This window comes from Haloechinothrix aidingensis (genome assembly GCF_013450155.1).
Classification (GTDB): domain Bacteria; phylum Actinomycetota; class Actinomycetes; order Mycobacteriales; family Pseudonocardiaceae; genus Haloechinothrix; species Haloechinothrix aidingensis.
This window is the reverse complement of the sequence record NZ_JACCKD010000002.1, coordinates 328,199-349,653: the sequence shown is the minus strand read 5'-3', so window position 1 is coordinate 349,653 and position 21,455 is coordinate 328,199. Positions and strand designations below refer to the sequence as shown.

The window sequence follows — 21,455 nt, the reverse complement described above, 5'->3', positions numbered from 1 at the left end:
GGGGCTACCGGCACACGACACGGAGGCGCGCATGACGCTCGATGATCAGCAGCAGGACCGGGTCAAACGTGATCGCGACGAGGTGTTCGTCGAGTTCACCAAGAGCATCTGCCCGGTGTGCAAGACGCCGGTGGACGCCCAGGTCAACATCAGGGACAACAAGGTGTACCTGCGCAAGCGGTGTGCCGAGCACGGCTGGTTCGAGGCGCTGACCTACTCCGACGCGGAAAGCTACCTCTCCTCGGCACGGTTCAACAAGCCGGGAACCGTGCCGCTGACGTTCCAGACCGAGGTGGCCGACGGATGCCCGCTGGACTGCGGGCTGTGCCCGGAGCACAAGCAGCACGCGTGCCTGGGCATCATCGAGGTCAATACCGGATGCAATCTGGACTGTCCGATCTGTTTCGCGGACTCGGGTCAGCACGGCACGGAGACGGTGACCTCGGCCGACGGCGACAGCACAACGGCGTCTGGGTACTCGATCACCCACGAGCAGTGCGAGTTGATGCTGGACACCTTCGTCGAGTCCGAAGGCGAGGCCGAAGTGGTGATGTTCTCCGGAGGGGAGCCCACCATTCACAAGAACATCCTGGACTTCATCGACCTCGCCCAGGCCAAGCCGATCCGCAACGTCAACCTCAACACCAACGGGATCCGGCTGGCAAGCGACAAGCGCTTCGTCGCCGCACTGGGGGAGCGCAACCGGGTGGAGAACCGTTCGGTGAACATCTACCTGCAGTTCGACGGGTTCGACGAGCGCACCCACCGGGAGATCCGGGGGGCGGACCTGCGGGAGAGCAAGCGCCGCGCCCTGGACAACTGCGCGGATGCGGGCCTGACGGTCACGCTGGTCGCCGCGATCGAGCGGGGGCTCAACGAGCACGAGATCGGCGACATCGTCGAGTTCGGCCTCGCGCACCCTGCTGTGCGGTCGGTGTCGTTCCAGCCGGTGACACACTCCGGCAGGCATGTCGAGTTCGACCCGATGACCAGGCTGACCAACCCGGATGTGATCCGGTTGCTCACCGAGCAGCGCCCGGACTGGTTCGGCAAGGACGACTTCTTCCCCGTCCCCTGCTGCTTCCCGACCTGCCGCTCGATCACCTACCTGCTCACCGAGGGCGAGCCGGGCGCGCCCGACTTCGGTGTCGTGCCCATCCCGAGGCTGCTCGACGTGGAGGACTACCTGGACTACGTGTCGAACCGGGTCGTGCCGGACTACGCCATCCGCGAGGCGCTGGAGAAACTCTGGAGCGCATCAGCCTCGATGGGCACCGAGGTGACCGAGGATCGGCTCAAGCAGGCCGCCGACGCGCTGGACTGCGCCGAGGCGTGTGGTGTGAACCTGCCGGGGGCGATCGCCGACCTCACCGACCGCGCGTTCATGATCGTGGTGCAGGACTTCCAGGACCCGTACACGCTCAACGTCAAGCAGCTCATGAAGTGCTGTGTCGAGGAGATCACCCCGGACGGGCGGATGATCCCGTTCTGCGCGTACAACTCCGTCGGCTACCGGGAGCAGGTACGCGAGCAGATGTCCGGCGTGCGCGTCGACGGCGTGGTGCCGAACGCGACCGAGCTGGGACCGGTGCTGATCGACTCACCGTCCGGATCGAAGGTGTATCGCGATGACGAGCGCTGAGGACGCGAAGGCGTGCTGCTCCCGCGCCTACGGCACGGACGCCGTGGCGATGGTTCTCGGTCCTTCCTACCACCCTGGCGGGCTGAGCCTGACGCGGCGGTTGGCCGAGCGGCTCGGTGTCCGTGCCGGGCACCGGGTGCTCGATGTCGCCGCCGGTACCGGGACGACGGCCCGGATGCTGGCCGCGGACTTCGACGTCACGGTGGACGGGGTCGAGCTCGGCCAGGACGTGCTGGAATCGGCCGTCGCGGAGACCCAGGAGGCCGGCCTGTCCGCGAAGGTGGGGTTTCACCACGGCGACGCCGAGCACATCCCGCTTCCGGACGGCCGGTTCGACACGGTGGTGTGCGAATGCGCGTTCTGCACGTTCCCGGACAAGGAACGGGCCGCGGCCGAGCTCGCGCGCGTGCTGCGCGACGGGGGCCGGGCCGGTATCACCGACGTGACCGTCACCGGGGAAGGGCTGCCCGCGGAGCTGAGCACGCTCGCGGCATGGGTGGCCTGTATCGCCGACGCCCGGTCGCTCGAGGAGTACAGCGAGATCCTCGCAGGGGCGGGACTGACCACGGTGTGTACCGAACGGCACGACGCCGCGCTCGAGCGCATGATCGAGCAGATCGACGCGCGCGTACGGCTGCTGCGGATGACGTCGTTCACGCGGCTGCACCAGGCCGGGGTCGACGTGGACGCGGTGCTGCGCTACTGCGCGTTGGCACGCGAGGCCGTCGCCGACGGGCTGCTCGGTTACGCGCTGCTCGTCGCCGAGAAGCGGTAGCAGGCGCGAGTGGCGCATCGGCCGAGCCGCGCTGTGCCCGCTCTGTGCCCGTTCTGCTCAGGCGAACGTGCCCAGCCAGGTGGTGAGCCCGTACAGGGACACGTATGTGGCTACCGCGATCGCTGCCATGCCTGCCAGCCGCCAGCGCCACCGGCGTATCCCCGCGATGCTGCACTGGTTCCGGCGCCGCAGGTTGAACCACACCAGCGCGATCAGCACGGCGAGCCCGGCAAGGCGGAACCACCACGCGTAGTCACCGTAGAGCGTGGTCGCCCACGCGAACGCCGTACCGGCGCTGACCACGCCGAACAACGCGAGTGCCGTCGGCCCCACGCAGCACAGGATGCCGACCAGGCCGCCGGCGATGCCTGTTCGCCACACCGGCAGGCCGCCGCGCCGCGCTGCTGCCGTGCCGGGCTCCTCGGCATCGTGGGCATTCTCGGTCGTTTCCGTCACTGGCCGTGCCTTTCCTCGTCGCCTGGTCTCCATCGTTACATCACTGGCCGCCGACTGCCCGGACGCAGTGTCAGCTCGATGACAGGTGTGCGGGTCTCGCCGGCCCGGCGCCGGGCTCGGGCACGTGTCCCGGCTGCTCCATTCGAGTGGTATAGGTCACACCTACCCGTTTTGTCGCGATATTCAGTTACCGGAGGCGTCAGCGCACACCGGTCGCAGGCGCCTCACCGCCCGAGAACGTCACCGCCGGATCGAGCTTGACCGGTGCCGGCGCCACACCCGGTCGCGCGGCGTGTTCGGGTCGACCGGGCCGACCGGTACGGGCGCGACCCGCCCACCCGGCAGAGGAGGTAGAGGATCGTATGAAACGAAGAGGTGTCGTATCGATCGCGATGGCCCTGTTGCTCGTCGGGGGCAGCAACGTGGCCGTGCACGCCACGGGCTCCGGCCCGCACGGGCACACCGGGCCCGGCGGCACGGTCCAGGAGGACGACGCGGACGCCGGCCAGGACGAGCTGGAGCGCAGCGACCCCAGTGGCCGGCTGGCTGAGCTGGACGCCTCCGGGGTGGTCAGCGACGGGTCCGGGCAGACGCACCGGAAGAACCTCGCGTTGCGCGGGCGTGGGGAGCGGCTCGACGAGAACGCGACCACGGACGTCTGGTCGCACGACGGCTTCGCCTACACCGGCACGTTCAACAGCCCGTGTGGCGGGGAGGACGAGGCAGGCGTGTGGGTCTGGGACGTGCACAACGTGCACGAGCCCGAGCACGTGGACATCATCCCGTCCCCGGAAGGCAGCCGGTCCAACGACGTCAAGGTGGACACCCTCAACTCGGGAACGGTCCTCGCGCACTCCAACGAACCATGCGCCGATGGTCCCGGTGGCATCGAGCTCTACGACGTCGACGACCCCACCGACGCGCGGCATCTCTCGTCGATCAGGGCGGACGAGATCAACCCGATCTCGGATGACCTGTTCGGCGGCGTCAACGACGTCGGCGTGCACAACATCTGGTTGTTCAGCCAGGGGTCGAAGGACTACGCCGCGATCGTCGCCGAGTCGGTCTTCGACACCTTCCGGGTCTTCGACATCACCGATCCCACCGAACCCGAGATGGTCAGCGCGTGGGGTGCGGAAGAGGTCTTCGACCCCGGTGTCGGTGACGAGACCGAGGACACCGACCGGGTGCTGGACGCGGCCCTGTGGCTGCTCGACGGGTTCGGTGACTCGCGGAACCGTTTCCTGCACGACATCACCATCAGCGCGGACGGAACGCGGGCGTACCTGTCCAACTGGGACGCAGGACTGGTGTTGCTCGACATCGCGGACCCGTCGGATCCGCAGGTCGTCTCGGTGGCGCTCGACGCCGAGAACGGCTCGCTGGACGGGGAGGTCAACAGCCACGCCGCGTGGCCGAGCGAGGACGGGTCGATCGTGGTGGAGACGGAGGAGGATTTCGACGCGTGGGCGAACCGGCCGCCGACCAACCTCACGTTCGGCGAGGGCGACCCGCCGGCCCCACTGCCCGGTGTCGCGCTGTCCACGCTCGCCGGTGACGAGTTCGAGGGGGCGCAGACCGGTAACGAGAGCACAGTGGACGCCGACAGCGTGACCGTCGAGTCGGGGCCGCTGGAGGGGACGACCTTCCCCGCCGCGGAGCTGGCGGGCGACCAGCCGAAGTTCTCCGATGTCGGCACGCTGAGCGGGGAAGCGGTATGGATCGGCAGGGCCTGTGACGGCGACGAGATCCTGAACGCGGACGCGATCGACGAGGGCGATATCGCCGTGGTGCGCCGTGGGGCGTGCACGTTCCGGGAGAAGAACGTCAACGCGGACGCCGCCGGTGCCGCCGCCGTGGTCATCACGAACAACGTGCCGAGCTCGGAGTGGGGCGGCGTGCGGATCTGGGACTACTCCGACCCGGCCAACCCGGAGCTGGCCTCGACCTTCGACACCGCCTGTAGCGCGGCTGCCGAGCCGGTGCCGGGCTGCGACCCGTTCGGGACGTACTCGGTGCACAACATCGTGGTGGAGACCACGGACGAGGGCCGCGTGCAGGCCTACATCTCCTGGTACCGGGACGGCATGCTGGTGCTCGACATCACCGACCCCTCCAACCCGGTAGAGGTCGCGCGGTTCTTCGACGAGTCCGAGGAGTTCGTCGCGTCCAACGGTGGCCTGCCGCACGACTTCTGGGGCGTGTGGAAGGAACCCGGCGAACCCTGGGTCTACGGGTCCGATCGCAACGGTGGCCTGTACATCTTCCAGGAACTCGGCAGGGGAACTGTGGGTAAACGCTGAGCGCGCAGGACGCGCTGAGCGTTGGTGTCGCGCTGCCGGTCGGGATCGCCGCGACCGGCAGCGCGACGCTGTGACCCGTGCGCGGACCCGTGCGCGACGCTCTACCGATCAGCGGCGTGCCGGTCAGGTGAGTACCGTGCGCGCAGCGCCCGCGGCCCGCCCGTGGCAGGCTTGATGGTGGCGAGGCCGTTCAGGCAGTCGACGAGAGGGAGTGGGCGTGATGCACGACGTGGACCTCGAGTTCTTCTTCGACCCGGTATGCCCGTTCTGCTGGGTGACGGCGGAGTGGGTGCGCGATGTCGGGCGGCAGCGCCCCCTGTCGGTCCGCTGGCGGCCGCTCTCGCTGCGGATCCTCAACGAACCGATCGGCTACGAGACCCGGCCGGAGGGCTACCCCGACGCGCACCAGCGCGGGCTGGAGATGCTCCGGGTCGTGGCCGCCGTCCGGCAGTCGCGCGGCCCCGAGGCGATCGGCGAGCTGTACCGCGCGATGGGTGAGGCCGTGTGGAACGCGCCCGCCCCTCCGGACGCGACGTTCGAAGCGGTGCTCGCCGAAACGGCACGGCCACGTGACCTGGTGGCGATCCTGGACAGCGTGGGTCTGCCCGCCGAGTTCGCCTCGGCAGCCGAGGACGGCGGCTGGGACGAGGGGCTGCGCGCGGAGACCGAGGAGGCTGTGGAACGTGCCGGAGGAGGCGTCGGCACACCGATCCTGAGTTTCGACCCGCCGGACGGGCCCGCGCTGTTCGGCCCGGTCATCGACCAGGTGCCCTCCGGGGACGACGCCCTGCGCCTGTGGGACTCGGTCACCACGCTGGCCCGCTGGCCCGGCTTCGCCGAGCTCAAGCGGAGCGTCCGGGCGTTCCCGGACACCCCGCTGTCGGCACACCTGTCCGGTCGCGCCACGCGGGTGGGCTGACGGCCCGGTGCCGAGGGGTGCTGCCGGGGTGGTCGTCACGGCCGCGCTTCCAGCACGACATGGCACGGGGCGTGCGCGGCCGCACGCACGCGGGTGAACCCGGCCGTGCGGAGCACGTCGTCCAGCCCGGCGCTTCCCACCGGTGTTCCGATGGTCATCCGACCGCTGCACTCCGGCAACGCGCGAGCTCGGACCAGGGTGGACACCGCTTCGGACAGGCACCCGGTGGGGTCGGGCCCGTCCCGCGCCCGGTTCGCGGTGCGCGGCTCGACGATCATCCAGGTGCCGTCCTGCTGTAGCGAGTCCAGTACGTGCCGTGCCACGCTCGCCGGGTCACCGGTGTCCAGCGGGAAGTCGAAGAAGGTCACGACGTCGTAGACACCCGGGTAGGCATCCGCCGAGGCCACCTCGAACCGCACGCGATCGGGGACACCGGACTCGGCGGCGCGGCGGCGGGCCGTCTCGATGGACGTCTCGCGGCAGTCGTAGCCGACGAACCGCGAGTTCGGAAACGCCTCGGCAAGCAGGATCGTGGACGCCCCGCAGCCGCATCCGAGGTCGGCGACGTCGGCCCCGGCGGTCAGCTTCCGCTCGACGGCCGGACGCCGCGCGACCGGACCTCTCACGCCGCGATGCCGGTTCATGGGCGGGCTTCGAGTATGAGGTTGATGGGTGCGTCGGCTGTGCGGCGCACGCGGGTGAACCCGGCCTGGGTGAGTACGTCGCGGAGCGCGGCCTCGCCTGCTTGGGCGCCGAGTACGGGATGGTTGCCCTGTGCGATGCCGTTGGCGGTGCACACCAGGGTCGATGCCGAGTAGAACATCCGGCTCACGGGGGAGAGGTTGTCCTCGACCCGGTCGCCTGCCAGCGGCTCGATCAGCATCACAGCGCCGTCGGACGAGAGTGCCTCGCGGGCGCGTACCAGCGCCGCTACGGGGTCGCCCATGTCGTGCAGCGCGTCGAAGAAGCACACGAGGTCGTAGCCGGTGCCCGGCAGCTCGGTGGCCTGGGCCACCTCGAAGCCGGTGTTGGCGGTGACACCGGCGGCGGCCGCCCGCTCGCGGGCGGTGGTGATCGAGGGCTCGTGCCCGTCGAACCCGTGGATGTGTGATGCCGGGTAGGCCCGGGCCATCGTGATGGTGGACACGCCGTGCCCGCAGCCCACGTCGGCGACCCGACCGCCCATGGTGAGCTTCTGTTCGATCCCGTCGAGCGAGGGGATCCACTCGCTGGTGAGGAACGCCTCGTAGCTGGGGCGGAAGAGTTCCTCGGTGCCGGAGAACATCCGCGGGTCGTGCGCGTGCCACGGCACGCCCCTGCCCGCGGTGAAGTCCGCGGCCACCGGCTCGGCTGCCGCCCAGATCGCGGCCATCGCGTCGCTGGCCCCGCCGAGGTAAGCGGGGTGGGTGGCATCGGCGAGCACGGCGGCATGCTCCGGCGGCAACCAGTAGGTGCCGCTGCCGGGCTCGTAGTGCACGTAGCCGCTCGCCGTCTGCGCGCCGAGCCACTCCCGCACGTAGCGCGGGTGTGCCCCGGCCCGCTCGGCGACCCCCTCCGGCGTGCGCGGCTCACCATCGGCCATGGCGGCATACAGCCCGGCGTGATGGCCGATGTACATCGTCGCGCCTGCCAGCACCGCAGCGATATCGCCGACGACCTGCCCGGCGAACTCCTCGACCCTGTTCTGGTCCAGCGCGGACGGTCCGGTCTCTACGTGATCAACACTCATGATCGCGATACTCCCTTTCTCTGGAGCCACCAGCCGCTTGCCGGCCGCACAGCGCACCGGTACGGCGGTGGCTGTGGCTACTTGCGGAACGTGAACCGGAAATTGGGTGCGTGCTCGCCGATGTCGCGTAGCACGGTCGTGTTCGTTCCGATGACCTGCTGGACGACCTCGCCGCTGTGATGCCGGAAGCGGCCGGTGCCGCCGATGGCCGAGCGGACCGTCTCGGAAACGCCACCCTCCAGGCCGGAAGAGACGAGCTGGTCGGCCGGGCTGGGATTGTCCCCGCTGACCGCACCGAACAGGTACTCCTGTGTGGTGACCACGTGGGGCAGCGGCCGGTCCGGATGGAACATGAACCAACCGCGGCACAGCCACAGGCCCGTCGCCTCGGCGGACGCGGGATCGAACCCGTCACCGTCCGGGATCGTGCCCTCCGGGTAGAGCAGTCCCTCGACGAAGAACCCGACGCCCCGGAAGTCCCCTCCATCGGCATCGATCGCCTCGCCGAAGTTGGCAGAGAAGGTACCGCCGAGGCAGGCGACGTCGAAGACGGTGTGCCCGGGAGGGGTGCCCTGCGCGCTGGCTTGACCCGCGGGCCAGAGCGCGGCGAGCGCGCCGATCCCGCTCGCCGCGAGGACGTTGCGCCTGCCGACCGTCGCGTGCGCTGCCGGAATGGCGTCGTTCATGGTCATCACCTCCACATGAACCGGAATCCGGGTGACGACGCTAGGCACGGCGCATCAGCGGAGCGTCACAGCAGCGTCAAGGTGGTCTTGCCGAACGTCACGATTGCGATGACGATGAGGAATATGCTCCGTGCGTACCTGTTCGGGTCGCTGACGATCGAGATCGACGGCCGGACCATGCCAGAGATCGCCGGGCTGCGGCCCCGGTCCGTGCTGGCGTGGCTGCTGTCGAACCCCGGCACGCACGCGCGGGCGCACGTGGCCGCGTTGTTCTGGCCCGACGTGCTCGACATCAGCGCGCGGGCCTCGTTGCGCAACGCCCTCTGGGGGATACGGCGCGCGCTCGACACGGTGGGTGGGGCGGCCTACCTCGAATCCGACCGGGAGAGCGTGGGGATCGCGGACGGGCTGGCACGGGAGGTCGACACCGAAGAGTTCGTCCGGCTGGCGGAGCGGGACGACACCGCGAGCCTGCGAGAGGCCCTGATGCTGGCACACGCGCCGCTGCTTGCCGACCTCGCCGATGACTGGGTGCTCGATGCCAGGGAGGAGTTCCGCGAACGCGCGGGCGCGGCGGCCGCGCGGTTGGCCGAGCTGTGCGAGCAGGACGGCGATCTGCGGGGCGCGGTCTCCTGGACGCGTCGCGCGATAGCGCACGTGCCCGTGCGGGAGTCGTCCTACCGCGCGTTGATGCAGCGCCTGGCGAAGCTCGACGAGCGCGGTGAGGCCCTGGCCGCATTCGAGCGGTGCCGCGCGATGCTCGACGCGGAGTTCGGCACGGTTCCCTCGGAGTCCACGCGTGTTCTGGCCGATCGGCTCCGGTCCGGCCAGGGGTCCGGCGAAGGACGCCGCGTCGCCGCGCGCCCGGCGGAGCCGGGCAGGCAGGGTGCGTTGCCGGGACAGGCGGCCTCGCGGGTGCGCCGGTCCCGGCAACGCCCGCTTGTCGGCAGGGACAGCGAGCTCACCACGCTGAGCCGTGCCTGGGAGGGCGCGCGCCGGGGGAACGGCGGCGTCGTGCTGATCAGTGGCGCCGCCGGCCTCGGAAAGAGCAGGCTCACCACCGAGCTGATCGACACGGTGTCCGGCCAGGGACCGCGATGCGCCGTCGGGACCGCGTTCGAGCTCGACGGGGCACCACCGTACGCGCCGTGGGGCGACGTGCTGCACCAGCTCGTCGCCGATGTCCCGGCGCCGTCCCGTGATGCGTCATGGCCGTCGGATCTCGCGCGCCTGTGTCGCTCGGTCGAGTGGCGCTGGGGGCGGCCCGCCGCGCGCTCGTCCGCCGATCCCGAGCAGGAACGTCGCTGGCTCTTCGCGTCCGTCGCCGAGGCGCTGGCGTGGTGCTCGGGGGATCGCCCGTTGCTACTGGTGCTCGAGGACATCCACCTCGCGGACACGGCGAGTATCGCGCTGATCGCCTCTCTCGGCCGCAGGCTCACCGAGCTGCCCGTGCTGCTCGTGGCGACCCGGCGCCCCGCGAGCGCGCCCGCGAAGCTGGTCATCGCCATCGACACGCTTCGCAGGCAGGATGCCCTCGTGACGGATATCCACCTCGGCCGGCTCTCGGCAACCGAGTTGGACACCGTCGTGTGGTCGTGCGCGCCCGAGCTCGGCGAGGACGCGCGCGATCGTGCCGTCGAGGTCGCCGAGGGCAACCCCCTGCTCGCGCGGCGTGCCGCGCTGGCAGCCTCGGACGGCGCCGATCCCTCTGACGAGCTGCGCGACTGGATCCGCGCACCGCTGGCCCGCCTCGACGGTCCCGCCAGGCTTCTCGTCGACGCGGTCGCTCTGCTCGGACGCCCGATGGACACCGGGGAGGCTGCCGCCCTGGTCGGGTCGCAGCAGCTGGCGGAGGCACTGGAGCGGGCAGGCCATGAGGAGCTCCTGGAGATCGAGGCACGCCGGATCCGGTTCGTGCACGCTCTGGTGCGGCAGGCATGCGGCGCGGAGATCGAGCCGTCGCGCAGGGCGTGGCTGCACGGGCGTATCGCCGAGATGCTGGAGGAGCGGCCGGGCAGGCCGGTCGCCGAGATCGCCAGGCACCTGCTCAACGCAGGCGACTGGGAGCGCGCGCAGGCTTATCTGATCACCGCGGCCGAGAAGGCACGGTCGCTCGGGGCCTTCGACGAAGCGGCGGGGCTGTACTCCGAGGCGGCATCCCTGGATGCAGGGTCGCGCACGATCCGGGCCGAGCTGTGGCTCGCGCTGGCCGACGTCCACGCGTGGCGTGGCCGCAAGGACGAGCACGACACCGCGTTCGCGCATGCCTGCACCGTGCTGGAAGAGGTGGACGACTCGGCGGCGCTGGCGGGAGCGTACGCGCTGCGCGGTCGTTGCCTGCGCACGACGCTCTGCCATCCGGGCGAAGCGTTGCGTGCCTACGAGCGCGCACTCCACATCATCGACACCGAGCATCTCGACGCACCGGAGCTGCGCGCGATCGTGGTCGCGGGTCTCGGCTGGATCGAGGTGGCCAGCGGCGACCTCGAGCGGGCCGAGGCGTTGCTCGCCGAGGCCGAGGTCGTCCCGGAAGCGGGCACGGACCTCGGCCTCGCGGCCGAGGTGTGTCTCGCCAGGGCCGCAGCGCTGCTGCGCAGGGGGCGGCCCCGGGGCAGCGAACGGGAGAGCGAGGACGCGGCCGGGCTCGCCCGCCGTGCCGGCAGGCAGGATCTCGCCTGTACCGCACTGGTGCACGCGGCCGGGGCATGCGCGGCGCAGGGCCAGTTCGAACGCGTCCTGGAGCTGGCCGACCGGGTGCGCCGTTCCCGGCCTGCCAGCGGGATGGCGGACGAGGCCCTCGCGGCGCGCGCCTACGCGCTCGCGCGCACGGGCAGGTGCGCGGAGGCGTGGGAGGCGGCGCTGGCATACGTCCGGTCCGTGGCATCCACGGGGGACGCGAGCCAGGAGGCGAGAGCGGAGTTCGATGCCGCGTCGGTCGCGCTCGACACCGGCCGGTACGGCGAAGCGGCCACGCGCTTCGCCTCCGCACTCGCCGAACCCTCCGGGCAGTTCTCCCGCGCGCTCGCCAGGGTGCGGCTGGCCGAGGCCCTCGTACGTGACGGGCTGCTGGGCGCCGCGCATCGCGAGCTCGAGCAGGTGCCGTTCGAGCCGGCCGGGCAGACGCAGCTTCCCGAGACCCTCGTGCCGAGGCTGGAGCTGGTGGAGGGGCTGATCGCCGCGGCGCGTGGTGCGTCCGACCGTGCACTGCACTGCCTGGCCTCGGCGGAAGCAGCGTGGCGCAGGATGCTGGGAGTCCCATCGGCAGGTGAGCCCGGTACGGTGACGTTCGTCGATCTGGCCCGGCCACCGGTCGGCGGGCAGGTCGAACCGGGCGTCGAGCTCGGTCGGGTACTGGCCGAACGCGCGGTGCTGCTGTCCGATGTGGGCCGTGCCGACGACGCCCGCGCTGCGGCGGAGGAGGCGATCCTGCTTGCCGACAGGCTGGGGTTCGACGGTTACCGGCAGCGCGTGAACGCGCTGCGCTCGCCGGTCGTGACGACAGAGTGACAGAACGGAGGATGGACATGCCGTCGTTCGAGGAATCCGTGATCTGCCGGGCACCCCCGCTCGAGGTGTGGAAGCTCCTGCACGATCCGGCCAGGGTGCCCGAGTGGTACTCGGGCGTCGCGCACGCCACGACCACGCCGGACGGCGCGATCCTGTACCTCGGCGACCGCGAGGAGGACGCGTATCCGGTGCGCATCGCGCCCGAGAGCGAGCGTTCGCGCGTACTGATCCGCTGCCTGATCACCGATGACCTCTACACATGGAGCTTGGAACCCCATCCCGACGGGTGTCTCGTGCGCGTGCGGGTCGACGTGGCGGCTGAGCCCGTCGATGAGCGCCGTGACGGTGTGCTGGCTTCGCTGCCGAAACTGGCGGCAGCCGCTGAGCGCTCCGGCGTGGGCGGGTGACCCCTGCTCCCGGCCCCACTTCTACCCGCGCCGCAGCGCGCGCACGGTGAGGGCGGCTTGTGCCAGCGCGGCGGGCCGCACGAGACGGGGACGCGGCGCGTCCACCATCCGGCCGTGCGCGACGCTGGTGGCGGTCACCGCGAGCACCGGAACCAGCCAGACGGCGACAGCGGCCGCACGGAACCGCGGTGCCGGTTCGTTCCGGACGGTGAACCAGATCCAGAACGCCGCGTCGGCGAACGAGTCCGCGTAGCGCCCGAACGGGGAGACCGTGCCGGTCGCGCGGGCGATGCGGCCGTCGAGAAGGTCGCTGCCGAGCGCGGCCGCCGCCTGCCAGACGCCGCCTGCCGGCGCCATGGCCGGCAGGTTCGCGCGCGCCAGGCTGAGCATATCGGCCGCGCCGAGAGCCTGCCGGTGTTCGAGCAGCCCGAGATGACCGGCCGCCAACGCCCAACTGACCAGGCTCCATACCGGGAGCCTCCGGTCGCGGCCGAGCGCGATGACGAGCCCGTGCAGGGCAGTGACCTCGGCGATGGCGCGCGGGCGCGCGACAGCCTGGCGGATGGAGCGGCGCGCGGCCATGGCCAGGAAGTCCGACCAGGCCCGCGCGCGCCACCGCCCGGCGGGTAGCAGGGCGAGCAGCATGTCGGTGGCCGCGCGGCTGTCCCGCTCGGTGGTCACGGAGCGGGACCGGAGATCCGTGGTGGTCACGGCGCTACTCGTGCTCGCGCCTGCCGATCCCGTTCCGGCGGGCCGCGGCGATCTCCAGGAGCTCGTCGACCGACCACTGGTCATCGGCGTGGGTTCCGTACTTCGCCGCGAGCACCGTGCCGTCCGGGCCGATGAGGAAGTCGGCGGGCAGCCCGAGGTGTGACTCCCCGTCCCCGATGGCGCCGCGGAGACCGCGCTGCCGAGCGGCCCCGCGCACGGCAGCGGCCCACCCGCGCGGGTCGAGTACCGCTCGCGGCGAGGCCTCCACCCCGAACTCGGCGTAGAGCGCGCGGTCCGGGTCCGCGACCGCCGGGAACGGCAGCTCCGCCTGGTACTTCCGCATCGTCTCGGCGCTCGAGTGGAACACGGCCACCTCGCGGATGCCCGCGTCGAGGATCTCGTCGTGGCGCAGGCTGACCGAGCGCAGGTGCAGGTTGCAGATGGGACAGCCCGCGTAGCGACGGAACTGCAGGTGCACGATCCGTCGCGGGTCGGGAACGCCGACCGGCCTGCCGTCGATGCCTGCCAGCTCGCGCGGCGTCAGGATGTCTCCGGCGTTGACCGTACTCATGGAACCACCTCACCACCCGGATGACCGGCCGGGTGAACCCGGGCATGTGTCTCGGCGTCCGGGCGGGATCATCCGGTGACATCTGTGGTGTCGATGGCGATCTCCGAGTGCAGCGTGCGGTGGACGGGACACTTGTTCGCGATCTCGATGAGCTTCTGTCGCTGCTGCTCGTCCAGATCACCGTCGAGCCGGATCATCCGCTCGATGCGGTCGACCTTGCCGCGCTCGGTCTCGCAGTTCGCGCAGTCCTCGGCGTGGATCCGCGAGTGGCGCAGCGAGACCGTGACGTTCTCCAGCGGCAGTTCCTTGCGGTCGGCATACATGCGCACGGTCATGGACGTGCACGCGCCGAGGCCGGCCAGCAGCAGGTCGTACGGGGACGGCCCGGTGTCGTCGCCGGTGGGAGGGGGCTCGTCGGCGGCAAGCACGTGCCTGCCGATCGCGATGCGCTGGGCGAAGTGGCCCGACTCGCTCTCGCCGACCCGCACCACGCCCTCACCGGGGGCTTCCTGACTCGACGGCGCGTCGGTGACATCGGGCTCGAAGGCGTACCGGCTCGCCCACGCCGTGATCACGGTGGCCACGTATGCGGCGTCCGCGGGCCGGGTGAGCAGGTGGTCGGCGCCGTCGAGCGCGACGAACGACCTCGGGTGCCGTGCGCTGTCGAAGATCTGCCGCGCGTTGTCGACCGAGACGAGGGTGTCGGTGGGGGAGTGCAGGACAAGCAGTGCGGCGTCGAGGCAGGCGACGCGCTCGGTCTGGGGCTGCGTCTCGATGTCGGTGAGGAACTCCGAGCGGATGCGGAACGTGCGCCCGGCGAGGGTGACGTCGGCCTCGCCCGCACGTTCGATCTCGGCGCGCGACGATCCGAACAGGCGTGCCACATGGCTCGGGTCCGCCGGGGCGGCCACCGTGGCGACCGCGCGCGCCTCCGGGATCCGGTGCGTGGCCGCCAGCACGGCCGCGCCGCCGAGGGAGTGCCCGAGCAGGATCGTCGGCGCCGCGTAGTGCTCCCGCAGGTGGTCCGCCGCGTGCACGAGATCCTCGACGTTCGAGGTGAAGTCCGTGTTCCCGAACTCGCCCTCCGAATGGCCGAGACCGGTGAAGTCGAAGCGCAGTACGGCGATGCCGGACTCGGCAAGCGACCGTGCGATGCGCGCGCTCGCCGGTACGTCCTTGCTGCAGGTGAAGCAGTGCGCGAAGAGCGCGAACGCCCGTGGCCTGCCTGCGGGCATGTCGAGCACGGCGGCGAGCCGGTGGCCGCGCGATCCGTCGAAGGTGAGCTTCGTGGTGCTGCCCATCGGTGTCCTCTCCGCGTCGAGATCGTTGATCACGTCGGTACACAACGCCACACCCGGCGGATCCGATACCCATGCTGTCAGCAGGCGGACAGTCCCGCACCCGCGTGGCGCGCGTGCGGGTCACACAACCGAGGGGTGGATCTTGCTACCCGGCACCGCCGGGGAATACGTTGGAACGTCAATTCCAGACTGGGTTCCGATGGGCCCCACAGGGCGTGGTGGCCGACCAGACGGGTGAGTGGGACGCGCGGTGCCGAGTAGCAAACACTTCGATCCCGAGGACGCGGTAGAAGCTGTCGTATCGCTGCTGTGGCGGCAGGGATGGGCCGAAACCGGGATACAGGACATCGTCGATGCCACCGGGCTGAGCAGGTCCAGCCTGTACGCCACGTTCGGCAGCAAGCACCAGCTCTCGCTCGCGGCGTTGCGGCTGTACCTGAGGGACTATGTCGACCCCGTGGTCACGGCCCTGGACGGTGGCGGGGACGGCCTGCCGAGCATCGCGGCGTTCTTCGGGCGCTTGATCAAGGCCCGCTGCTGGGGAGCGCGGGCGCGGTGGGGCTGCCTGGCGACGACCGTGCAGCTGTCCGCCCAGGGCGCGGACCCGGATGTCGCGGAGATCCTCGCGGCACACCGCAAGCATCTCGACCAGGCGCTGCGTGACGCGCTCGGCAGGGCGGGCGAGCTCGGCCAGCTCAGGTCGGACGTGGACACCGAAGCCACGGTCGAGTACCTGATGTTGCTGATGCAGGGGATCAACGTGCGGTCCAGGGACGGCGCCGATGTGAAGTCGTTGCGGCAGGCGGTGGCGGCCGCGCTGAGCGCGATCCGCGCTCCGGGTAGTGACGCGGATACCTGGCCACAGGGAAAGTAGTCCCCCGGGTGGATTGCGAGGTGTGCCGATGGCAGCCAGGCCGGGCAGGGTCGTGTTCGACGTCGTCGAGACGCTGATGGCGCTGGAGCCGTTGCGGCAGCGCTTCTCGGCTGTCGGGCTGGCTCCGGAGACGCTGGAGCACTGGTTCGACCGGGTCCTGCGGGACGGGATGGCACTGTCCCTTGCCGGGGACTACGAACCGTTCCCGCGCGTGGCGGCCGCGGCCCTGCGGACGCTCTCCGGAGGGCAGCTCGCCGAGTCCGATGTGGATTACGTTCTGGCAGGCTTCGGTGAGCTGCGGGCACATCCGGACGCCGACCCGGCCATGCGCGCGCTCGCCGACGCCGGGGTGCCGGTGGCATGCCTGACCAACGGCACCGAGCAGACGACGACGGCGTTCCTCGCGCGCACCGGCCTGGATCGCTACGTCGACACGGTGATCAGCGTCGCCGACGCGGGGAGCTGGAAGCCGCCTGCCCAGGTGTACCGATACGCGCTCGACAGGCTCGGAACGCGCCCCGCACGCACGGCGCTTGTCGCCGTGCACGCCTTCGACTGCCACGGTGCCAAGCGGGCCGGCCTGACGACCGGCTGGGCCGGCAGGCTCGAGGGGCACTACCCGGAGATATTCACCCGAGCCGATGTCGAGGGGGAGGACCTCGTAGCCGTGGCGCGGGGGCTGCTCGCGTTACCCGAATGACCGTTCGAGCGTGGAGGTGGACCTCGTGGACGAGGAGGCACCGGGTTCTGCCGATGGCCCGGTCGCGTTCGTGCTGTCCGGCGGCGGCAGCATGGGCGCGGTACAGGTCGGCATGCTCCAGGCCCTGTACCACCGCGAGATCACCCCGGACCTGCTGGTGACCACGTCGGTGGGTGCCCTGAACGGGGCCTTCGTCGCGTCCCGCGCGCAGACGGTGGACACGGCCGACGAGCTGGCCGGTATCTGGGCGCGGCTGCGCACCAGGGACGTCTTCCCGCCGCGCCCGGTGACCGCCCTGCTCGCGCTGTTCGGCCACCGCAACCACATCACGTCGCTGCGGGGGCTGCGGGAGCTGGTCAGAAGGTGGGTGGAGTTCGCCTCGCTCGAGGGGGCGCGAATCCCGCTTTCCACGATCGCGACGGACGTGCTCACCGGGGAGGAGACACGGCTGTCGACCGGCCCTGCGGAGAGCGCTGTCGTGGCCAGTGCGGCGATCCCCGGCGTGTTCCCGCCGGTCGAGCACGGCGGCGGGGTGTTCATCGACGGCGGGGTCACCAACAACACGCCGATTTCCCAGGCGATCGAGCTCGGCGCGCGCACGGTCTGCGTGCTGCCGAGCGGGTACGCCTGCTCGCTGGACGACCGGCCGGGCAGCGCGGTGGCGATGGCGGCGCACGCGATCACCCTGCTCATCCAGCAGCAGCTGATCGCCGACATCGCGCGGGTCCCCGACGACATCAGGCTGCTCGTGCTACCGCCGCTGTGCCCGCTTTCGGTGTCCCCCGTGGACTTCTCGCGGTCGGCCGAGCTCATCGAACGTGGCCGCGAGAGCAGCGGGCGGTTCCTCGACTCGCTGCCGCCCGGGACGCGCCACGCGGTTCCGGAAGACATGCGCCGCATGGCGCACGCGCACGCGTTCGCGCGGTGAGCCGCTCCGGTGTATGCGCCGGGACCGCGTGACGGCGCCAGGGTGTACGGGCCGGGAGAGGCGGTGCCAGGCACACTGGGGCCATGAGCGATCTCGTGGTGAACGACCGGCTGGTGATCCCGGCCGCCGAGCTGGCCGAGCGGTTCTCCCGCTCCTCCGGCCCCGGCGGCCAGGGGGTCAACACCACGGAGTCGCGCGTCGAGCTGTCCTTCGACCTGCTGCGCTCGCCGAGCGTGCCGGACAGCTTGCGCCAGCGCATGCTGGAACGCCTGGACAGGAGGCTGGTCAACGGGGTCGTCACGGTGGCAGCGAGCGACAGCCGGACACAGCTCGCCAACCGTGAGGCCGCCAGGAACCGGCTCGCCGCCCTCCTTCGCGACGCCGCAGCGCCCCCTCCGCCGAGGCGGCGGCCCACCAAACCGAGCAGGGGAGCCAAGGAACGCAGGCTCGCAGCGAAGAAGCACCGCTCCGAGATCAAGAAGGGCCGTCGCGGACAGATCGAGTAGCTCTGCCCGCCGGGCCCGGCTCGCACGCCCTCCCGCACCGGCAGGCGGGGCCGGTACCCGGATTGTCAGCAGGCGGACAGTCGATGAACACGCCACCGTGTCCGTGAGTTGAAGCTGTATACGCACCTTCCGGTGACGAGGGCAGATGGGACGTGGAGGCGATGCGCGGTGACTGAGAACTCACCTCGAGAGCCGGGTAGGCGCCAGGTGCTCAAGGGTGCCGCCGTGCTCGGTGGACTCGCTGTCGTCGGTGGTGGAGGGGCGCTGGCCTGGCAGTTGCGATCCGGTGACCCGCCTGCCGACGGTGCCGCTACCGCGGGGGAGCGGAGCACGCTGGACGAGCTCGCGAACGCCGTCGTCTCGGGAGGTCCCGGCAAGGACGGCATCCCGCCGATCGATGACCCGCGGTTCGCCGGAATCGACGACATCGACTTCCTGCAGGACGACGACATCGTGTTCGGACTGGTGTTCGGCGGCGAGGCCCGTGCGTACCCGCAACCGGTGCTGGTGTGGCACGAGATCGTCAACGACACGTTCGGCGACGACCACGTCGCTGTCACGTACTGCCCGCTGACCGGAACGACCGTCGGGTTCACCGGAACCGACGAGCGGCCGGACATGACCTTCGGAACGACCGGCAACCTCATCAACTCGAACCTGTTGATGTACGACAGGGATACCGACTCGGACTGGCCGCAGGTGCTGGGTACCGCGATCAGCGGCACCCTCAAGGGGCAGCAGCTGCGCCCGGTTCCGCTGGTGTGGACCACGTGGCGCGCATGGCGCGCCGAGCACCCGGACTCCCGGGTGCTGACCACCGATACCGGTGCGCTGCGGGACTACCACCGCGACCCCTACGGTTCGTACCGCGAGCAGAGCGGGTACTACGTCGACGAGGGCACGATCTTCCCGGTGGAACCCACCGATGACACCTTCGGCAGCAAGGAGGTCGTTCTCGGCATCCGCGGCGGGGACTCCCAGCTCGCCATTCCCAGGGAACTCGTACGCGAGGAAGGCACGGTGGATGCCGAGGTGGGCGGTGTCAGCGTCCGCGCGGAGTGGGACGGGGAGCTGGACACGGCGCGCGTGTCGCGTGCCGGAAGCGGGGAGCCTGCCGACTTCATGGACGCCATGTGGTTCTCGTGGTACTCGTTCTACCCGAACACCGAGGTGCGACGGTGAGCAGCGCGGGCTTGCTCACGCGTGCCCTCGGCAGGGTGGGCGACGCCGTGGACGCGAGCGTGCGTGCACCGGCGCAGGTGGCGGGCACGCTGCGTACGGTCCTCGCGCACCGCGCCTACCGCGGGCTCGCGCTGCTCGTCGGTTCCGCCGTGCTTGTGCTGTACCTGACGGCGAACGGCGACCTCGCGTTCTCGGTGTCCGGCCGCTGGTCCGGCACTCCGTTCGCGCAGCTCGCGGAGTCGGGCCTGTTCGACACGCGAGCTCCCTACCTCTTCGAGCCGCTACTCGTGTTACATCCCGGTGCGCACATCGCCGTCTTCCTCAGCCCGATGAACATCCTGCTCGGCGCGGTCGTCGCCGGGCTGGTCGGGAGCAACATCGCCGTCGCCGCGTACACGGCGAAGCACGCGGTCGCCTGCCGCCGCCCCGGATACAGCGGGATCTTCGCGGCCGCCCCAGCCTTCCTGCTCGGCTTCGCGTGTTGCGTTCCGACCTTCCTGCTCGCCATCGGATCCGGGGTCGCAGCGACACTGACGCCGATACTGGTGCCGCTGCGGCCCATCTTCTACCCGCTGACGCTGGTGCTGCTCGGCGCCGTGCTGGTGTGGACGGTGCGGCGTTCGCGCGCGATGACCTCGGCGACGTAATGGCCCGCAAGCCGAGCGCCGGTACGCCGGGCACAGCCGCCGGGTGCTGTTTACGCGCGTCAACGAGCGCGCGCGGAGCCGCCCGCCGGGGTCGGGCGCGCGGCGAGCTTGACCCGGATGAACAACTCGGGGATCAGCCAGAATCCCCAGATCATGGTGAGTGCCGCGAGCACGAAGTCGCGTGCGTGTCCGAGTATGCCGCCCGGATCCGGCACGGCAACGCGCAGCACCACCACGACCGCGACCATGCCCAGCACGCCGAGCACCCCGCGGGCGATCCTGCTGCGGACCGAACCTGCGGCGCTGTACCAGCCGCGCGCCCACAGCAGGGACAGCCCGCACAGCAGGCCGAGCAGTGCCCCGGAAGCCTGCAGCACCGTACTCATCCCGCCTGCCTCCGGGTCGGCGGGGACCGCTCCGGTCCAGCTGTCCGGAGTGGACCAGTCGGCGCGGACGGTGGCCTGCCAGACCGCCGAGATCAGCGGCGCGACGAGGGATATACCGAGCGCGATGGCGAGTTGGCCCGGTACCGGCCATCGGTGCCACCAGCGGAGTAACCGGTCCTCGTAGCGGAGCGCGCACCACACGGCCAGTACCCCGATCAGCATGCCCGCGAGGATGTCGCTGAGGAAGTGGACGCCGAGATACAGCCGTGTGACCGAGACCGCGACGACCAGGATGATCGCGGCCACCCACGCCCAGCGTCGGCGGATCTTCGCGGCGAGGTATCCCCACAGGGTCGTCGACATCTGCGCGTGCCCGGAAGGCGCGCCGAAGCTCGACTCGGCGGTCATCCGGGTGACCTGCGAGCTGAACCAGTACGGGCGGGGTCCGCCGACGAGCGACTTGAGCACGATGTTGACCGTGGCACTGGCGATGAGCAGGACGTAGAGCCGCGCGCCGATGCTCGCGCTGACGCTCCAGAAGACCAGCGGGGCAAGCCCCAGGTACAACACCTCGGACCCGAGCGCCGAGACCGCCGTCATCGGACCCTGCAGCCAGTCACCCCAGCCCTGGATCCAGGTGACCAGGTCGATCTCGGCTTCCCACAGTGCGTTCATGCGTGCCTCAACGATCGACCGTCGGGTTCGAGCGGCCGGCGAGCTCGCGGGGTCGGCGGGCCCTGCCTACTCGCCGGACTGGCAGATGTGTTCCCAGGTGGCGTCCGCGTAGACCTCGGCAGCCTCAGCCGGGTCCTGGCCGGGCGCGGTCAGGCTGGACTCCTTCTCGTCGGACAGCATCTGCTCGGCCAGCTGGGCGACGGTGTTCTTGTCCTCGAAGTCGCAGTACACTTCCGCGCGCTCGAACATGTCCTCGTAGGTGAGGCCTTCGTTGACTTCGATGCCGGCTTCGGCGAGCTCGTCGGCCCACTGGTCCTGGGCGGAGTCGCCGCCGCAGGCGGACACGGCAGCGGCGAGGACGAGTACTGGCAGAAGGCCACTCTTGCGCATCGAACTACTCCCGTAGATGAGTGTGTTGAGGTTGTGTAGCCGGTGTTCGTCGCTGCATCCGTGCGGGACGTCATCAAAGCCCCGATCCGGGCGGCAGCTGTGATGTGCACATGCTGCCAGAAGTCCCGACCGGGCTACGGACCGAGTACCCGGAACGCGC

General features: G+C 70.7%; 21 protein-coding genes. 12 read left to right on the top strand and 9 right to left on the bottom strand.

Annotation, left to right across the window (positions count from 1 at the left end):
• Positions 1-31: 31 nt before the first annotated feature.
• A complete protein-coding gene (locus tag H0B56_RS06150; protein ID WP_180891958.1) occupies positions 32-1,642 on the top strand; it encodes a radical SAM protein in 1,611 nt (536 codons plus the stop codon).
• On the top strand, positions 1,629-2,417 hold the full coding sequence (locus H0B56_RS06145) for a methyltransferase domain-containing protein (protein WP_180891957.1): 789 nt from the start codon (positions 1,629-1,631) through the stop codon (positions 2,415-2,417). The genes H0B56_RS06150 and H0B56_RS06145 overlap by 14 nt, the downstream gene beginning before the upstream one ends.
• Positions 2,418-2,474: 57 nt before the next feature.
• Here H0B56_RS06145 and H0B56_RS06140 read toward each other — a convergent pair whose 3' ends face one another.
• Positions 2,475-2,873, bottom strand: a complete 399-nt coding sequence (locus H0B56_RS06140) for a hypothetical protein (protein WP_343063776.1) — start codon at positions 2,871-2,873, stop codon at positions 2,475-2,477.
• Positions 2,874-3,235: 362 nt separating this feature from the next.
• On the opposite strand from H0B56_RS06140, the gene H0B56_RS22745 reads away from it, so the two are divergent.
• Together H0B56_RS22745 and H0B56_RS06130 are read left to right on the top strand one after the other, a co-directional pair.
• Positions 3,236-5,176, top strand: a complete 1,941-nt coding sequence (locus tag H0B56_RS22745) for a PA domain-containing protein (protein WP_180891956.1) — start codon at positions 3,236-3,238, stop codon at positions 5,174-5,176.
• Between the two features lie 220 nt (positions 5,177-5,396).
• Positions 5,397-6,095, top strand: coding sequence for a mycothiol-dependent nitroreductase Rv2466c family protein (locus H0B56_RS06130; RefSeq protein WP_180892367.1), 699 nt, complete (start codon positions 5,397-5,399; stop codon positions 6,093-6,095).
• 35 nt (positions 6,096-6,130) lie between these two features.
• Here H0B56_RS06130 and H0B56_RS06125 read toward each other — a convergent pair whose 3' ends face one another.
• The 3 genes from H0B56_RS06125 to H0B56_RS06115 form a co-directional block, all read right to left on the bottom strand.
• On the bottom strand, positions 6,131-6,721 hold the full coding sequence (locus H0B56_RS06125) for a methyltransferase domain-containing protein (protein WP_180891955.1): 591 nt from the start codon (positions 6,719-6,721) through the stop codon (positions 6,131-6,133).
• Positions 6,722-6,735: 14 nt separating this feature from the next.
• Complete coding sequence (locus H0B56_RS06120) at positions 6,736-7,824, bottom strand: class I SAM-dependent methyltransferase (protein WP_180891954.1); 1,089 nt, start codon at positions 7,822-7,824, stop codon at positions 6,736-6,738.
• Positions 7,825-7,901: 77 nt separating this feature from the next.
• On the bottom strand, positions 7,902-8,510 hold the full coding sequence (locus tag H0B56_RS06115; RefSeq protein ID WP_180891953.1) for a hypothetical protein: 609 nt from the start codon (positions 8,508-8,510) through the stop codon (positions 7,902-7,904).
• Between the two features lie 114 nt (positions 8,511-8,624).
• Between H0B56_RS06115 and H0B56_RS06110 the strand changes: the two genes are divergently transcribed.
• Both H0B56_RS06110 and H0B56_RS06105 read left to right on the top strand, forming a co-directional pair.
• The gene (locus H0B56_RS06110; RefSeq protein ID WP_180891952.1) at positions 8,625-12,017 is read left to right on the top strand and encodes an ATP-binding protein; all 3,393 of its coding nucleotides are present in this window, start codon (positions 8,625-8,627) and stop codon (positions 12,015-12,017) included.
• Between the two features lie 17 nt (positions 12,018-12,034).
• Positions 12,035-12,424: an SRPBCC family protein gene (locus H0B56_RS06105; RefSeq protein ID WP_180891951.1), complete on the top strand. Its 390-nt coding sequence runs from the start codon at positions 12,035-12,037 to the stop codon at positions 12,422-12,424.
• 21 nt (positions 12,425-12,445) lie between these two features.
• Here the strand turns inward: H0B56_RS06105 and H0B56_RS23430 are convergent, their stop codons facing one another.
• The 3 genes from H0B56_RS23430 to H0B56_RS06090 all read right to left on the bottom strand — a co-directional run bounded on the left by H0B56_RS23430 (position 12,446) and on the right by H0B56_RS06090 (position 15,052).
• Positions 12,446-13,135, bottom strand: coding sequence for a CDP-alcohol phosphatidyltransferase family protein (locus tag H0B56_RS23430; RefSeq protein WP_219632370.1), 690 nt, complete (start codon positions 13,133-13,135; stop codon positions 12,446-12,448).
• A gap of 4 nt (positions 13,136-13,139) precedes the next feature.
• The gene (locus H0B56_RS06095; RefSeq protein ID WP_180891950.1) at positions 13,140-13,706 is read right to left on the bottom strand and encodes a peroxiredoxin-like family protein; all 567 of its coding nucleotides are present in this window, start codon (positions 13,704-13,706) and stop codon (positions 13,140-13,142) included.
• Positions 13,707-13,774: 68 nt separating this feature from the next.
• Positions 13,775-15,052: a bifunctional alpha/beta hydrolase/OsmC family protein gene (locus H0B56_RS06090; RefSeq protein ID WP_246360907.1), complete on the bottom strand. Its 1,278-nt coding sequence runs from the start codon at positions 15,050-15,052 to the stop codon at positions 13,775-13,777.
• Between the two features lie 205 nt (positions 15,053-15,257).
• Here H0B56_RS06090 and H0B56_RS06085 point away from each other — a divergent pair, with 205 nt between their 5' ends.
• From H0B56_RS06085 to H0B56_RS06060, 6 genes are all read left to right on the top strand, one after another.
• Positions 15,258-15,881 (top strand): TetR family transcriptional regulator, encoded by a 624-nt coding sequence (locus H0B56_RS06085; RefSeq protein WP_180891949.1) that lies wholly within the window; start codon positions 15,258-15,260, stop codon positions 15,879-15,881.
• Between the two features lie 28 nt (positions 15,882-15,909).
• The gene (locus tag H0B56_RS06080; RefSeq protein ID WP_180891948.1) at positions 15,910-16,581 is read left to right on the top strand and encodes a haloacid dehalogenase type II; all 672 of its coding nucleotides are present in this window, start codon (positions 15,910-15,912) and stop codon (positions 16,579-16,581) included.
• 10 nt (positions 16,582-16,591) lie between these two features.
• Positions 16,592-17,509 (top strand): patatin-like phospholipase family protein, encoded by a 918-nt coding sequence (locus H0B56_RS06075; protein ID WP_219632368.1) that lies wholly within the window; start codon positions 16,592-16,594, stop codon positions 17,507-17,509.
• An 83-nt stretch (positions 17,510-17,592) separates the two neighbouring features.
• The gene (arfB, locus tag H0B56_RS06070; protein WP_180891947.1) at positions 17,593-18,015 is read left to right on the top strand and encodes an alternative ribosome rescue aminoacyl-tRNA hydrolase ArfB; all 423 of its coding nucleotides are present in this window, start codon (positions 17,593-17,595) and stop codon (positions 18,013-18,015) included.
• Between the two features lie 168 nt (positions 18,016-18,183).
• Positions 18,184-19,197 (top strand): DUF3179 domain-containing (seleno)protein, encoded by a 1,014-nt coding sequence (locus tag H0B56_RS06065; protein WP_219632366.1) that lies wholly within the window; start codon positions 18,184-18,186, stop codon positions 19,195-19,197.
• A complete protein-coding gene (locus tag H0B56_RS06060) occupies positions 19,194-19,844 on the top strand; it encodes a hypothetical protein (protein WP_180891946.1) in 651 nt (216 codons plus the stop codon). Before H0B56_RS06065 ends, H0B56_RS06060 begins: the two co-directional genes overlap by 4 nt.
• A 59-nt stretch (positions 19,845-19,903) precedes the next feature.
• Here the strand turns inward: H0B56_RS06060 and H0B56_RS06055 are convergent, their stop codons facing one another.
• Both H0B56_RS06055 and H0B56_RS06050 read right to left on the bottom strand, forming a co-directional pair.
• On the bottom strand, positions 19,904-20,905 hold the full coding sequence (locus tag H0B56_RS06055; RefSeq protein ID WP_180891945.1) for a phosphatase PAP2 family protein: 1,002 nt from the start codon (positions 20,903-20,905) through the stop codon (positions 19,904-19,906).
• Positions 20,906-20,971: 66 nt separating this feature from the next.
• Positions 20,972-21,295: a hypothetical protein gene (locus H0B56_RS06050; protein WP_180891944.1), complete on the bottom strand. Its 324-nt coding sequence runs from the start codon at positions 21,293-21,295 to the stop codon at positions 20,972-20,974.
• Positions 21,296-21,455: the final 160 nt, after the last annotated feature.